This is a genomic window from Kytococcus schroeteri, assembly GCF_002847825.1.
GTDB lineage: Bacteria > Actinomycetota > Actinomycetes > Actinomycetales > Dermatophilaceae > Kytococcus > Kytococcus schroeteri.
On the sequence record NZ_PKIZ01000168.1, the window covers coordinates 1 to 304 of the forward strand.

Genomic DNA, 304 nt, shown 5'->3' on the forward strand with positions numbered 1-304 from the left:
GCGTGCTCGCCGTGGGAAAAGTTGAGGCGCGCAACGTTCATTCCTGCGTCTACGAGCCCGCGAATCTGCTCCTTCGAAGCGACCGCGGGGCCCAGGGTGCAAACAATCTTGGTTCTTCTATTCACGGACTCGAGGATAGCCCCGCTCCGTTGTCCCCGCTACTTCGCTTCTTCTTTTGTGACGCCCTCAGCCTTGCGTTGCTGCACTGTCCACCAGACGAACAGCGCTGTCGCGGCGAGGAACACCACTGCGGAGACCACAGCGTTGATGCGCACGTCGCCGAAAACGGTGGTGGCGGCGTCTG

Annotated in this window: 1 protein-coding gene; it reads right to left on the reverse strand. The window is 61.5% G+C overall.

Annotation, left to right across the window (positions count from 1 at the left end; all coding sequences use genetic code 11):
* The coding region (locus tag CYJ76_RS12025; protein WP_144043125.1) for a pyruvate kinase at nucleotides 1-125 on the reverse strand (125 nt) is incomplete at its 3' end.
* Between the last annotated feature and the right edge of the window lie 179 nt (nucleotides 126-304).